The sequence below is a fragment of the Clostridium ihumii AP5 genome (assembly GCF_000612845.1).
Lineage (GTDB): Bacteria > Bacillota > Clostridia > Clostridiales > Clostridiaceae > Clostridium_J > Clostridium_J ihumii.
Window position 1 is genome coordinate 26,620 of the sequence record NZ_CCAT010000084.1, and the last position, 15,267, is coordinate 41,886.

The following is a 15,267-nucleotide window of genomic DNA, read 5'->3' on the forward strand; positions in this document are numbered from 1 at the left end:
TAGGAGATTAAAATATGAGATACAAAATAAGTTTAAAAGAGATAATAGAAATATATGAGATGGAGTTAGATGATATAAATAATTATTATAATAAATTAACTGGTAAAATAGTTATGCTATCTAAAGAGGATATAGAACTTGCAGAATCTGATAAAAATATTGAAGAAATAGATGAATGGAAACAAGATATAATTTTAGAAGCCAAAGATTTTATAGAAAATCCATGTGATTATATTAAATTACCAAATAGAGATGAATTTGATGAATATAGTACAATGGAGAAATTCATAAAAAACTGCAACAATGAAGAGTTTCTTAAACTTTTGAATTCAGATGTTCAAGGAGAAAGTGCATTTAGACAATTTAAAAGTTCACTATATTCGTGTGGACTAATTGATGAATGGTATAAGGTTAGAGATAATGAATTTGAAAAATTTATAATAGAATGGTGTAAAGATAAGAGTTTAGATTGCATTTAATATATTAAAAATAAAGAAGTAGTAATGGGGAAATTACTACTTCTTTATTTTATGAATAAATTAAATAAGGGAATTTGAATGATATAGTTTTTATAAAAATTATTATATAAGTTTAAAAACTTTGCAATAAATAATAATTTTTAATAAAATAAAACTTTAATTTAACTGAAAAGTAAAAAATAGGTATCCTATAATTAAATTATATATAAGCTATAAAAATGGTCAATACAAATAATTAAATGTTTATTAAAAAGAAATAATTTTAATTTAAAATCAACTAAATTCATTAAAAATAGATAAATATATGATTAAAATAGACTATTTGTAAATTTGATAAATAAGATTAATTTGTAAAGTTAAATTAATAATTATTTATTGTATTAAATAATTATTGTTAATGAAAGAAGGAAATTTCAATATTACAAGTGCAACAAATTTAAAAAGGAATAGTAGTAAAAAGTTATATATTTAATAAATTCCTTTTAAAAGAGAGATAATAAATATATATAGTTTATTAAAAAGAAACAGATGTATTTAAATTTCACAATTTATTAAATATAAATGTGTTAATCTAAGGAGGAATTTTAATGAAAAAAGGTTACAAAATAAAATTAGTTATAATATTAATGTTAGTAATCACACTAAATCTAAGTAGTGGTGTAGTAAAAGCTTTAAATTTAGATAATACAAAAGAAAATTTTATTATTTGTATTGATCCTGGACATCAAGAAAAAGGTGACTCTAAGGGTGAACCGATAGCACCAGGATCATCACAAAAAAAACCTAGAGTATCATCTGGAACAGCAGGTGTTGCTACAAAAAAACCAGAATATGTAGTAAATCTAGAGGCATCTCAAAAATTAAAAACATTACTTGAAAATAAGGGTTATAAAGTTGTTATGACAAGAGAAACACATAATGTAAATATCAGCAATGCAGAAAGAGCACAATTTGCAAATGATAAAAACGCTAATTTAGTTATAAGAATACATTGTGATGGAATAAATGATTCGGGAAAAACAGGTGCATCTATTCTAATACCATCTAAAACAGGAAAACATACAACAGCTATATATGAAGAAAGCAATGTATATGGAAACATTATGAAAAAACATTTAGAAGAGTGCGGTATAAAAGTTAATGGAGTATTTGAAAGAGGTGACATGACAGGATTTAATTGGTCTAAAGTGCCAGTTGTCATATTAGAGATGGGATTTATGAGCAATTGGAATGAAGATAAAATGTTATGTGATGAAAATTATCAACAAAAATTAATGGAAGTAGTTGCAAATTCAGTAGATGAATATAGAATTAAATGCAACGAAGATAAAAATATTGAATAAGTTATACATTTATATTAATAAATTTTAAAGTACAAAAAAAGAGAGTGAAAATTTATTTTAATCATTCTCTTTTTTTTATTAACTATAAAAAATTAATAGTGAACATCAATTAGATGGAATTTAATATTTGAATTGCTCCAACCTAAATCATATGGAACCAATAGTCTATCTGTATTATGACAGGTAACTAATGGGTAACCTTTAGAATCTAACCCTGTAACAGTAGATACATGAACTATTTTTCCACCTTTTTCATATGCAACAAAATCTCCAGGTCTTAGATTATAGGCATCTTTATAAATTTGTTCATAAGTACCTTTAGCAATATAGGATGCTCTACCACTATTAACCATATAATTTTTAAAAGCTTGTGCATTTACCCATGCTTTAGAACCATCTTTACCTAAGTAGTTCCAAGTTTTATTTTTTTTAAACCTTCCACCTTCATAAAGAATCTGAGATGCAAAATTAGCACAATCACCACCAGCTGGATTGAAATTAGTGTAATCTTTATTATATTTAAAAATATAATCAGTTTCATCACATAAACCACAGAATTTATGTGCATAATCAATTGCATTTTGAGTTCTTTCATCTAGTGTGATTTCTTCAGCTTTTCTAGAAAGTATATATTCTTTAATTTTGTCGGAATTTATGTTTTCAAGATCTAAAGAATCAGAAAAAGGATCTGTATACCATTCCTTTGTTATTATGTACTTATCACCATCTTTTAACAAATGCAAATAATGAGAGGTACCAAGTTTGAATTTATTATGCTCATCAGGATTAGTTGTATAAGTATAATCAAATTCGCTGGAAACGTTACAAGTTATTCCAAATAAATTAGGTTCTCGTTCACGAACTTTTCTAACTTTAATAATAGCATCAATATTATTAAAGTTAACGGATTGTTTTTCACACCAATTTTTTAAATAGTTAATTTTTTTTACTTCATTTTCATAAGCATATAAGCTAACCTTTTTGTCTAAATTATAGAAGCTTTTTAATTGTTCACAATTTCCAGAGAGTATTGCACTATTTCGTTTTGAAAATAAGTCCATTAATAATTCAGTAAATTCATCTTTAAGAACACTTTCATCTGTTGATGATGAAGTATCAAAGACTTCTGAATATAAATTGTCATCGTCATCAAAGTTAAGTGCAAAAACTGAATTAAAATTAGAAATTAGCAATGATAAACTTATGAAAGTGCATATTATTGACTTTACAATAGTCTTTTTCACATTAAATATCTCCTTTTAGTATTGAATTTATAATAAATAGTTTGTGCAAATTACTTTTAAGTTATGTGTATTTAATAATTGTTAAAATGAAAAAAACATCGAAAAAAATACAAATTATATAATAAAGTTTAAAAATATATAAGTTAAGTATAGTTCTAGCATGCTTTATAAGGTAATAAAGAAATAAACATATAAATATAATGTATTAATATATAAGTATAATATTGGAGGATATATGAGTCGAAGAAGTTTAGAAAATAATGATTATTTGACTACTAACCAAGGGGTTTTAATATCAAACGATGAAAGTTCTTTAACAGTTGGAGAAAGAGGTCCAGTAGTTTTAACTGATGTACAACTTATAGAAAAACTAGCATCATTCAATAGAGAAAGAATTCCAGAACGTGTTGTTCATGCAAAAGGTGCTGGAGCTTATGGATATTTTAAGTTGTATAATTCAATGAAAAAATATACAAAGGCTAAATTTTTAAATGGACCCAATAAAGAAACACCTGTATTTGTTAGATTTTCTACAGTTATAGGTTCTAAGGGGTCTGCAGATACATTAAGAGATCCAAGAGGATTTGCAGTTAAATTTTATACAGAGGAAGGTAATTATGATTTAGTAGGAAATCATCTTCCAGTATTTTTTATAAGAGATGCAATAAAATTTCCAGATTTAATTCATGCTTTTAAGCCATCACCAGATACTAATATACCAGATGCAAATAGATTTTGGGACTTTGTAACTAACACACCAGAATCAATTCATATGATTACATTTCTATTTTCAGATAGAGGAACAATAAAAAGTTTTAGAACTATAGAAGGTTTTGGAGTAAACACATATGTTTGGGTTAGTGAAGAAGGAAAAAGAGTATATGTTAAATATCATTGGAAACCACTTTCAGGACTTAGAACAATAGATAGGCATGAAGCAGAGAAGCTTGCAGGGATAGATCCAGATGTAGCAGTAAGAGACTTATATGACACTTTAAATAAAGGAAAAAATGTGGAGTATGAATTGTTTGTTCAAATTATGGATGTGAAAGATGAATTTAGTTATGATTTTGATCCTTTAGATGCGACAAAGACATGGCCAGAAGATTTATTACCACTTATGAAAGTAGGAAAGTTAACATTAACAGATGCACCAAAAAACTTTTTTGCAGAAGTTGAACAAGCTGCATTTTGTCCAGCAAATTTAGTACCAGGAATAGAAGCTTCATATGATAAACTTTTACAAGGAAGACTTTTTGCATATCATGATAGTCAAAGACATAGAATAGGAAGCAACTTTGAAGAATTACCAATTAATAGGCCTAAAGTTCCAGTTAACAATATAAATCAAGATGGTTCAATGGAGTATTGTTATAGAGATGGAAAAGTTAATTATAAACCTAATTCACTAAATGATAATAGGCCTATAGAATATAAAGAAAAGGAAATATGTCCTATATATGTTGAAGGTAAAGTAGAAAGAAAAAAAATCAAACTTACCAATGATTTTAATCAAGCAGGAAATTTATATATGTCTTATTCAAAAGAAGAAAAAGAACATTTAATAGATAACTTAGCTTATGACTTAAGAAATGTAGATAGAAAAATACAATCTAAAGCTATAGAATTATTTAGAAAATGTAATAAAGAATATGGAGAAAATGTAAAATGTAAATTACAAGAATATAATAAATAGAAATGAATACTATTATTCATGGAATTTAAAAGTTGAAAAGATGATTTCTATAATTTTTAGAAGTCATCTTTTGTATAATAATATAAAATTTAGTTTAATAATGATGTGAAATATAAAGATGTAATGTTTTTAGGTGAAGAAGAGTTAATTATATCTGGAGGAATGAAATTTAAAATAAAGTGTATAAAAAATTATAGTAAAACTTAAATATAATATATATCAGTCCTTAGATATTTTTTTACTTAAAGATGAAAAATTTTTAGAGTGATGATAGTTAAAAACATAATAAAAAACTAATGTTTACAAAAATGTAACATAAAAGAAATAAATTAAATAAGAAAAATAGTTACCAATTTAACAAAACAAGGAGTTTTTTTTATAGGAGTGTAGTTATAAAAATATTAAAAGTAAAATTAATAATAAGTATATATATTATAAATACATAATAGTTTAACTATAAGTAAATTAAAAATCAAATTACTTTAAAATTTAAAGCATAGGAATTTCAATTAATATTAGTAAAACTTATATATAAAGAACAATCTATTTCAAATTTATATAAGGTAAATTTAAGTTTAAATTTAAATAAATAAAACTTTTAACTTTCAAAAAGTACGAGAGAGTAGAATATAAAATAAGTTAAAAATTTAATTAATGAATAAAAACACACTTGCTGTAAAGACATAAATATGAATTAAAAATAATTTAAACTGTTATAATGCGACAAATGTAAACAGTTTAATGAAGTTTAACTAATGAAAAATGCAATTTTGTAATGAGAATAAGTACAAAGTTTTAAATTTGTGTTATCTATAGGTTTTATAATTGACATTTACATATTAAGGCAATATATTAAAAGTAAATAATAAGTTGGGGGTTAAATATTATGAAATTTTTAGTTATTGCTATGGTTGTGGCAATTATAACTTTATGTAGTGCATTGTTCATTTCCAATCAAATTACTAAAAAAGAAGCTGGAAATGAAAAAATGAAGGAGATATCTACTTATATAAGTGAAGGGGCAATGGCTTTTTTAAAAAAGGAATATAAGTATTTGGGGATATTTATAACTGTTGTGGCCATAGCTATAGTAATATTTCTTCATATCAACACAGCAATAAGTTTTGTTTTAGGTGCTATATTTTCAATGACAGCCGGATATGCCGGTATGAAGGTGGGAGTTAAGGCTAATGTAAGAACAGCTGAGGGAGCAAGAAAAGGGAAAAATGAAGCTTTATCTATAGCTTTTTCAGGTGGTGCTGTTATGGGACTATCTGTTGTAGGATTAGGTCTTTTAGGACTTTCATTTTTAGCAATTATATTTAATTTTAATACTGAATATATAACAGGATTTGGTCTTGGAGCATCATCTATAGCACTATTTGCACGTGTTGGTGGTGGAATTTATACAAAAGCTGCTGATGTAGGTGCTGATTTAGTAGGTAAAGTTGAAGTCGGCATACCTGAGGATGATCCTAGAAATCCAGCTGTAATAGCAGACAATGTAGGAGATAATGTAGGAGATATAGCTGGAATGGGAGCTGATTTATTTGAATCATATGTTGGATCAATAATATCAGCATTAACACTTGGTGCAACTGTTGGATCAATTTTAGGTAAAAATACTTTAGTATTTCCTATTATTTTAGCAAGTGTAGGTATAATTTCCTCAATAATAGGTATATTTGTAGTGAAAAATTTAAAAAAGGGTGATCCACAAAAAACTTTAAATTTAGGAATGTATATATCTGTTTTACTTATGGCTATATTTTCATTAATTTTAAGTTATTATACATTAGGCTCAATAAAACCATTTTATTCAGTATTTGTAGGGATTTTAGTGGGTGTCATTATTGGAAAGGTTACAGAAGTATATACCTCAGATAGTTTCAAACCAGTAAAAAGTATTGCAGAAAAATCTCAAACTGGTGCAGCAACTAACATAATTGAAGGAATAGCAGTTGGAATGAAATCTTCAGTTATACCTATAATATTAATTGCAGTTGGAATTTTATTATCATACTTTATGATTGGAGGAGCAAATAACAAAAATGTAGGACTATATGGAATAGCATTATCTGCAGTAGGTATGCTTGCCACATCTGGAATTATAATTTCTGTTGATGCATATGGTCCAATAGCGGATAATGCTGGGGGAATAGCAGAAATGTCAAAACTTCCACATAATGTTAGGGAAATAACAGATAAATTGGACTCAGTTGGAAATACTACGGCTGCTGTAGGAAAAGGTTTTGCAATAGGTTCAGCAGCTCTAACTGCATTAGCATTATTTGCTTCATATGCACAAGCTGTAAATTTAGATTCTATAAATTTATTAAATCCATTAACACTTGTTGGTTTGTTAATTGGATGTATGATACCATTTTTATTTGCAGCATTAACTATGCAAGCTGTTGGAAAAGCTGCTATGCAAATGGTTGAAGAAGTACGAAGACAATTTAAAGAAAAGAAGGGTATAATGGAAGGAAAAACAAAACCTGATTATGCAAGATGTGTTGAAATATCTACAGAATCTGCATTGAAAGAAATGTTACTTCCAGGAATATTAGCAATTATAATACCTCTAGTGGTTGGATTAATATTAGGTTCAGAAGCTTTAGCAGGAACACTTGCGGGTGCTTTAGGAACAGGTGTATTAGTAGCTATGTTTATGTCTAATTCAGGAGGTGCTTGGGATAATGCTAAAAAGTATATTGAAGGTGGAGAATATGGTGGAAAAGGTAGTGATGCTCATAAAGCAGCCGTAGTTGGAGATACTGTAGGGGATCCGTTTAAAGATACATCAGGTCCATCAATGAATATACTTATAAAATTAATGACTATAGTATCATTAGTTTTTGCTACAATAATAGCAAATTATGGAGGCATACTATTTAAATAGAAAAAAGTAACTAGAATATTAATATTCTAGTTACTTTTTGTTACAATTTAAATTTAGATAAATTTTGTTGAAGCTCAACAGCCATATTAGATAGTTGCTCAGAAGCTTTAGACACTTCATCCATTAGAACAGTTTGTTCTTCACTTGCTGATGTTACATTTTGTGTATTTGATAATGTAACTTTTGATATTTCCGAACAATCATTCATAGATGAAATCATAGATTCACTGCTAGAAAGGACATCTTTCATTACAATTGAAATATTTTGCATGCTTTTAGAAACTTCTGCAACTTGAGCTAGTATATCATTAAATGAATTTCCAGCATTTTCGACTAAAGTCATACCGTTATTTACATAATTAGTACCATTGTTCATAGAAACTACTGCAACTTCGATTTCTTTTTGAATTTCAGTTATAATATTATCAATATTACTTGTAGCAATTGAGGATTGCTCAGCTAATTTTCTTATTTCCTCAGCAACTACTGCAAAGCCTTTTCCTTGCTCTCCAGCTCTAGCTGCTTCAATTGCAGCATTTAATGCTAGTAAATTAGTTTGTGATGATATATTAGTTATTAATGATAAAATTTCACCTATTTTTATAGATTTATGATTTAAAGAATTAACGATTTCAGATGAAGCTGAAACTGCTAAGTTCACTTCTTTCATATTAGTTATAGTATTAATAATTACATCATTACCATTCTTTGCTGTATTGTAAGCTAAGTTAGATGAAGTTGTAATTCCGTTTATATCATGTGATATTTTAGAAACTTTATCATAAACATTTAAACTATCATTGGAAGCAGTATTAAAACTTTTGAATTGAGTATTGGTGCCATTAAAAACTTCTTCAATAGATGATGAAATTTGTTTTGATGCTTCTTGAGTTTCATTAGCACTAGCTGATAATTCTTCAGAAGTAGATACTACTTGTTCAAGTCCTTCAGATACTGAAATTATTATATCTTTTAAAGTTGAATTCATATTATTAAGATGATTAGACATTTCGCCTAGTTCATCATTATCAGTAACTTCAATTTTATATGTCAAGTCGCCATAAGAGATTGCTTTTGCTAATTTATTTACAGAGGATATCTTTTTAGTAATCATATCAGCCAATTTATTAATTCCAAAAATTAAAATTAATACAATTATAATCATAGCAACGCCTATTTTGAAGGCAAGATTTTTTAATGGAGATAACAGTTCTTTTTCAGGTATAGATAAAACCACTTTCCAATTAGTTTCAGGAACTGTTTGATAAAATGCTAAATTTTTTCCACTATCTTTAAAAAAGTGAGTCAGACCAGAATCATTATTTAAAATTTCAGAAGATACTTTTTTCAAACTATCATTTGGATCATCTTGAATAGTTGTATTCATAATTTTGTTTTCATCAATAGATGATAAATAAGTTCCATCAGAATTTAATAAAAATGCATGACCAGTTTGTCCAACTGTTATTTCTTTAATCATATTTTGTATGCTAGATAAATCTATATCTGCACTAGTAATACCTACAAGTTTATTATCAAAAGTTATAGGTGTAACTGATGTAAGCATACTAACTTTTGATACTGGGTCAATATAAGCATTAGACCAACTGATATCATTATTTGAAGTTATACCTAGTTCATACCACTCGTCTTTAGTGTAATCTTTGGAAAAGTAATCTTTCGTATATATAGGTTTGCCATTTTCCTTAAATGAATAAGGTGCATAAAATTGAATATTTTTATCGTATGCATAAGGTTCGAACCAAACTCCAACACCGAAAGTTTCATCATTGGTAGATGCATATGAAACAACAAGTTCCTTAAACTCAGATTCAGTTAAGTTTGTTTTGAATGTAGAAATAGTTTTTGATAAAGATTGAGAAATTTTACTGTGTCTATTTAATGATTTTGAGATATATTCAACACTACTATTAGTTTGAAATTCCATTTTTTCAGTAATTTCATCATAAATAATATTTTTAGCAGAAGAATAAGAAATGAATGAAATTATAAGCATGGCACTAATAGTTAATGGTAATATTAATTTCAAAATTTTAGACTTTATACTTTTAGATTTGGTATTTGATTTCTGTGAAAATTTCATCTAATAAACCTCCAAGTTATATTTTAATAAATTATTATATAATTGGATGATTTAAATGAGAAATGTATTAAAATTTTCATGTCAAAAATAATTAAAATTTACCCCTAAAAATTAATTATTAAATAATTTTTCATTAAAATTAAAACTTTTTATATAAAAATATATAAAATATATTCTTTATTAAGTAAAATTTTATATATTTTATAATAACATATAAAGTGAAAAAAACAATAAATAAATTTTAAAAATATACAACTTAATCTTATATAATATCGGAAAATTCTATAAGTAATATAGAACTTATAAAATATTTCTATTGGTAAATAAAGATAAATAATCTTATAATGTCTTATAAGAAAGAAAATTTTTAAAATTCATTTAATTAAAATCAATAATAATATATATAAATTGAAAATAAAATTTATATATATAGTAATAATTTTATGGAGGTATTTAAAGTTGAATAATGATATCTTAAAGCAAATGAATAGCACTGATAGGGAAAAATTTATGCGTGAAGAGTTAGGAAAAGAAAAATGTAAAGTGTTAGATAAGTATAATCTTGTATCAAACAATAAATTATACTGGCAAAGAGTACAAGAAAAATATCCAACTCAAGAGTATTTTAGTCATAAATTTGCTAAAAAATCCTCTGTATTAGGAATGGTATTTCATATATATAAATTATGCTTTGCAAAAACAAAATATTTTGAAAAAAATTGGGAAAAATTTGAACCATGTATATACAGTTTTAAAGATGGTTTTATAAAAACTGAAATGTATAACATGGAGTTTATAAGACATAAAACAACAGGAATAGTAATAGATTTAAGAGAACTTTCTAAAATACATTGGTTACAAGATTTTAAAGATATTTGTAATTATATAGAGAGTGAAGAAGAAAAGTTATATTTGGAAAATAAAAGAAATTTAGCCTAAAAAGTTATTGTATATGTAATTGATTACATATACAATAACTTTTTTATTTTACATTTTGAAAAACATATATAAAATATGGTATTTTTGTTATAATAAATAATATATAATTGTAAAATTTATAAGTATTTATTTTAAATGTTAATTTATTTAATGTTTTATGGTGTAAAGAAAATCGTTCTTTATTCACTATAAGTTTTAAGAGGTGAGTTGATTTTATGGGTATTGAAAATTTTTGTGAAAGTATATATAAATTTGAAGAAGGGTCTGTTGCTGAAATTGACATAATGATTGGTGATAGAGTTCTTGTTAGAAAAGGAACTATATTAACAGAGGCAATAATAAAAAAATTACAAAATCTTTATTTAGAAAATCCTACATTAAATCATATGAATAATGAAATTGTAAAAGAAAATCAAAAAATAGATGTGTGTTTAGATAATAAAGATAAAGAAATGATTAATGATGTTAGAATTAAAGTTGAAAAATATTCTGAACATCTAAACGATATATTTGATGAAATTTACATTAATAATAAAAATAATATGGAAGAAGTAACTGCTTTCGTAAAAAAAATCTTAAAAGAACTAGATTCTCCAAGGAGTGCAGTTAAAAATATATTATTAGAAGGTAGCGGAGAAGATGCAATATTTAAGCACTCAGTTAATGTTACAGTAATTAGCTTATTATTAGGAAAGTGGATTGGATTAGATGAGAAGGAATTAAACTTTTTAATGAGAGCTAGTATTTTACATGATTTTGGAAAGTATAAGATAAAAGATATACTTATGAAAAAAGAGAAACTTAGTAAAGAAGAATTTCAGATAATAAAAGAACATCCTATAATTGCATATAAACTAATAAAAGATATTCCTTATTTGAATGATAGTATAAAACTAGGTGTATTAATGCACCATGAAAGATTAGATGGTAGTGGATATCCATTGAAAATAAAAACTAATATTCATCATTTTGCAAGAATAATAGCTATAGCAGATACTTTTGATGCACTTAACTCGAATAGACCATATAAAGAAAGAAAAGACTTATTTACTGTGTTAGAAATTATAAGAGAAGAAAGTTTAAGAAAATTGGATTATAATTATTGCAATATATTTATAGAACATATAATAAATTACTATATAGGAGAAAATGTTCTTCTTAGCAATGGTAAAATTGCAAAGATAATACAAATAGATCCTAATAACTTATCTAAACCATTATTATTATGTGAAGATGAATTTATAAATTTGAAAGATTATGTAAATTTGGAGGTAGAAAAATTATTAATATAAGTAAGTTAATTGCATAAATCTATATAAATATTTTTAATATTTGTACGAGTATATTATTAATATGAATTTATGAATGAGGTGCAAAATGAAGGTAAGCAGTAACTTAGAATTTGATATAGAAAAGTTAACAAAAGGTAAAATTGCTGAAAAAGATATTATAATAGATGATAAGATTCTTGTTAAAAAAGGGGCAATACTAACAGAAGAAATTATAAAAAAATTACAAAATGAATATTTAGAAAACCCTATATTTCATGAGCTTTATAAGGAAAGTTCATTGAAAGACGTTACTTGTAATTTGGATGAAGTAGAACAGGAAATAAAAAAAAGAGAAGAGATATTGTTAGATGAAGTTATAGTTAAAGTTCAAAAGTATACAGAAGAAATGAAGGATATATTTGAAAAATTAGATTCATCTAATATACCTAATATGATTGAAATAAGAAACTTTAGTGAAAAAATATTAGAAGAATTAACATCACCTAGAATGGCTGTTAAGAACATAGTATTATATGGAAGTGGTAATGATTCAGTATTTAAACATTCAGTAAATGTAACTATTTTAAGTGTATTATTAGGAAAATGGTTAAACTTTGATGATGAAAAATTAAGTTGTTTAATGAGAGCTGCTTTATTACACGATTTTGGAAAGTATAAAATACAAGAAATCCTGGATAAAGAGGAAGAATTAAATGAAGAAGAGTTTAGAGCTATAAGACAACATCCTGTAGTTGCATATAATTTAATACAAAATTTATCATATGTAAATGATGACATAAAATTAGGAATATTAATGCATCATGAAAGATTAGATGGTAGTGGATATCCATTGAAAAGAAAAGATAATCAAATTAATGATATAGCAAGAATAATAGCAATAGCAGATACCTTTGATGGAGTTAATTCTAAAAGAAATTATAAGCCTAAAAAAGACTTGTTTGAAGCACTAGAAACTATTAGAGAAGAAGGAATAGAAAAATTAGATTATAAATATTGTAATGTATTTATAGAACATATAATAAATTATTATATAGGAGAATATATTCTTTTTAATAATAATAAGGTTGCAAAAATAATACAAATAGATGTAAACAATTTATCGGCACCTTTATTGTTATGTGAAGATAAGTTTTTAGATATAAGAAAACATAAAGAATTAAAAATAGAAAAGATATTATAAATAAAAGAGATAAATGGGTACTGTATTCATTTATCTTTTTTTATTTACAAAATACGAATTTTTTTAAAAAAATATTTAAAAATGTTCATAGATTATGTATAATGTTTTTGGGATAAAATTTTATAAAATATGAAATTAATATAATATAAATGTTTATTTCATATTGTTTGGAGGAAAAGAATGTACGACATAATTATTATTGGAGCAGGACCATCAGGAATATTCACTGCACTAGAACTTGTGAAAAAGAATGTAAATAAAAAGATTCTATTAATAGAAAAGGGAAAGAGAATTGATAAAAGACATTGTCCAAAAGAAAAAACAAATGAATGTGTAGGTTGTAAGCCATATTGTCATATAACTACGGGATTTTCAGGAGCAGGTGCTTTTTCCGATGGAAAATTATCATTAAGTTATGAAGTGGGTGGAGATTTACCAGAATTAATAGGAAAAGATAAAGCAGAAAAATACATAAAATATGCAGATGATATTTATCTTGAGTTTGGTGCAGATACAAAAATTGAAGGTCTTGGAAACGAAGAAAGTGTAAAAGAAATAAGAAGAAAAGCTATAGAAGCAAATTTAAAACTTGTAGATTGTCCAATAAGACATTTAGGAACAGAAAAAGCGCAAGAAATATATCTAAAAATACAAAATTATTTAATTGAAAATAATGTAGAAATTAAATTTGATACATTAGTAAAAGATTTTATTATAGAAAATGATAAAATAAGTGGAGTAATTGTATCCGATTCGTTAACTAAGAAAAAAGATGAGACGTTAAAGTCAGAAGTAGTAATTGCAGCTACAGGAAGAAAAGGTGCAGATTGGCTTAATAATATGTGTGAAAAGCATAATGTCAATCATAGAGCTGGAACTGTAGATATAGGGGTAAGAGTTGAAATTAGAAATGAAATAATGGAAAAAGTAAATAATGTTTTATATGAATCAAAATTAATTGGTTATCCAGCTCCTTTTGATGATAAAGTAAGAACCTTTTGTCAAAATCCAGGTGGATTTGTTTCTCAAGAAAACTATGATAACAATTTGGCTATAGTAAATGGTCATTCTTATAAAGAAAAGAAATCGAATAATACAAATTTAGCAATATTAAGTTCACATAATTTTTCAGCACCATTTAATAAACCTATTGAATATGGAAAGAAAGTTGCAGAACTTGTTAATCTTTTAGGTGGAGGAAGCATTTTAGTTCAAAGATATGGAGATATAATAGAAGGAAAACGTACTTGGGAAAAAGAATTAAAACAATCTAATGTAGTGCCAACACTTAAAGATGCTGTAGCAGGAGATTTAACTTCAGCAATCCCATATAGAACAATGACTAACATAGTGAATTTTATAGAAGCTATGAATACATTGGTTCCAGGATTTGCAAGTAAAGAAACTCTTTTATATGGACCAGAAATAAAATTTTATAGCAATAAAATAGACATAGATAGAAACTTTGAAACCAATATAAATGGACTGTATTGTTTAGGAGATTCATCAGGCTGGACAAGAGGACTTATGATGGCATCTGTAATGGGTGTCTTAATGGCAAGAGTATTAACGGATAAAGAATATTAAAAGAAAGAATGATAAGATTAATTCTTATCATTCTTTCTGCTTTTAATTGTCGAAAGATAATAACAATAAAGAATGTTTGAAAATGTTGCAAAACTGCAAACGCTGTAATATAATGTATACGAAAAGAGAATATGGAAATTGAGTAGGTTCTTTTTAAGCAATTAGAAAGTTAAAATGGAAAATGGTGAAAATCCATTACAGCCCAACGTTACTGTAATACTGATGAAACCTTTAAAACCACTGAGATAAAAGTCTTGGGAAGGAAAGGGAGTAAAAAGAAGTTAAGTCAGGAAACATGCCTATTTAGGATTGAATCTTTCGTGGGAGAGATGAAATATCATTAAGTTGTATGAATGCTTAAGTTTTTATGCTTTAATTATATTAAAGTTTATACAAAATGTGTTATTTTAAAGTCCCAGTTGGGGCTTTTTTTATTTTTATAAAAATTAAATATAAAATATTTAAGCATTAAAATTAGTATGAATAAATTTAATGTGTCGG

Annotated in this window: 10 protein-coding genes and 1 riboswitch; of the genes, 8 read left to right on the plus strand and 2 right to left on the minus strand. The window is 25.7% G+C overall.

Annotation, left to right across the window (positions count from 1 at the left end):
* Positions 1-14 precede the first annotated feature (14 nt).
* Both BN346_RS17745 and BN346_RS17750 read left to right on the plus strand, forming a co-directional pair.
* A complete protein-coding gene (locus BN346_RS17745; RefSeq protein ID WP_040330377.1) occupies positions 15-479 on the plus strand; it encodes a UPF0158 family protein in 465 nt (154 codons plus the stop codon).
* A 587-nt stretch (positions 480-1,066) separates the two neighbouring features.
* Entirely contained in the window at positions 1,067-1,822 is a 756-nt protein-coding gene (locus BN346_RS17750) for an N-acetylmuramoyl-L-alanine amidase (RefSeq protein WP_040330378.1), read from the plus strand.
* A gap of 92 nt (positions 1,823-1,914) precedes the next feature.
* Here BN346_RS17750 and BN346_RS17755 read toward each other — a convergent pair whose 3' ends face one another.
* A complete protein-coding gene (locus BN346_RS17755; protein ID WP_242838454.1) occupies positions 1,915-3,066 on the minus strand; it encodes an amidase domain-containing protein in 1,152 nt (383 codons plus the stop codon).
* Positions 3,067-3,301: 235 nt separating this feature from the next.
* On the opposite strand from BN346_RS17755, the gene BN346_RS17760 reads away from it, so the two are divergent.
* Both BN346_RS17760 and BN346_RS17765 read left to right on the plus strand, forming a co-directional pair.
* Positions 3,302-4,762, plus strand: a complete 1,461-nt coding sequence (locus tag BN346_RS17760; protein ID WP_040330379.1) for a catalase — start codon at positions 3,302-3,304, stop codon at positions 4,760-4,762.
* 886 nt (positions 4,763-5,648) lie between these two features.
* Positions 5,649-7,664, plus strand: coding sequence for a sodium-translocating pyrophosphatase (locus BN346_RS17765; protein WP_040330381.1), 2,016 nt, complete (start codon positions 5,649-5,651; stop codon positions 7,662-7,664).
* Positions 7,665-7,704: 40 nt separating this feature from the next.
* Here BN346_RS17765 and BN346_RS17770 read toward each other — a convergent pair whose 3' ends face one another.
* The gene (locus BN346_RS17770; protein ID WP_040330382.1) at positions 7,705-9,768 is read right to left on the minus strand and encodes a methyl-accepting chemotaxis protein; all 2,064 of its coding nucleotides are present in this window, start codon (positions 9,766-9,768) and stop codon (positions 7,705-7,707) included.
* Between the two features lie 459 nt (positions 9,769-10,227).
* On the opposite strand from BN346_RS17770, the gene BN346_RS17775 reads away from it, so the two are divergent.
* The 4 genes from BN346_RS17775 (at position 10,228) to BN346_RS17790 (ending at position 14,766) form a co-directional block, all read left to right on the plus strand.
* Positions 10,228-10,707 (plus strand): hypothetical protein, encoded by a 480-nt coding sequence (locus tag BN346_RS17775; RefSeq protein ID WP_040330383.1) that lies wholly within the window; start codon positions 10,228-10,230, stop codon positions 10,705-10,707.
* Positions 10,708-10,922: 215 nt separating this feature from the next.
* Complete coding sequence (locus BN346_RS17780) at positions 10,923-11,999, plus strand: HD-GYP domain-containing protein (protein WP_040330384.1); 1,077 nt, start codon at positions 10,923-10,925, stop codon at positions 11,997-11,999.
* Between the two features lie 85 nt (positions 12,000-12,084).
* On the plus strand, positions 12,085-13,179 hold the full coding sequence (locus tag BN346_RS17785; RefSeq protein ID WP_040330386.1) for an HD-GYP domain-containing protein: 1,095 nt from the start codon (positions 12,085-12,087) through the stop codon (positions 13,177-13,179).
* 180 nt (positions 13,180-13,359) lie between these two features.
* On the plus strand, positions 13,360-14,766 hold the full coding sequence (locus BN346_RS17790) for an NAD(P)/FAD-dependent oxidoreductase (protein WP_040330387.1): 1,407 nt from the start codon (positions 13,360-13,362) through the stop codon (positions 14,764-14,766).
* Positions 14,767-14,893: 127 nt separating this feature from the next.
* Positions 14,894-15,083: riboswitch (cobalamin riboswitch) on the plus strand.
* Positions 15,084-15,267: the final 184 nt, after the last annotated feature.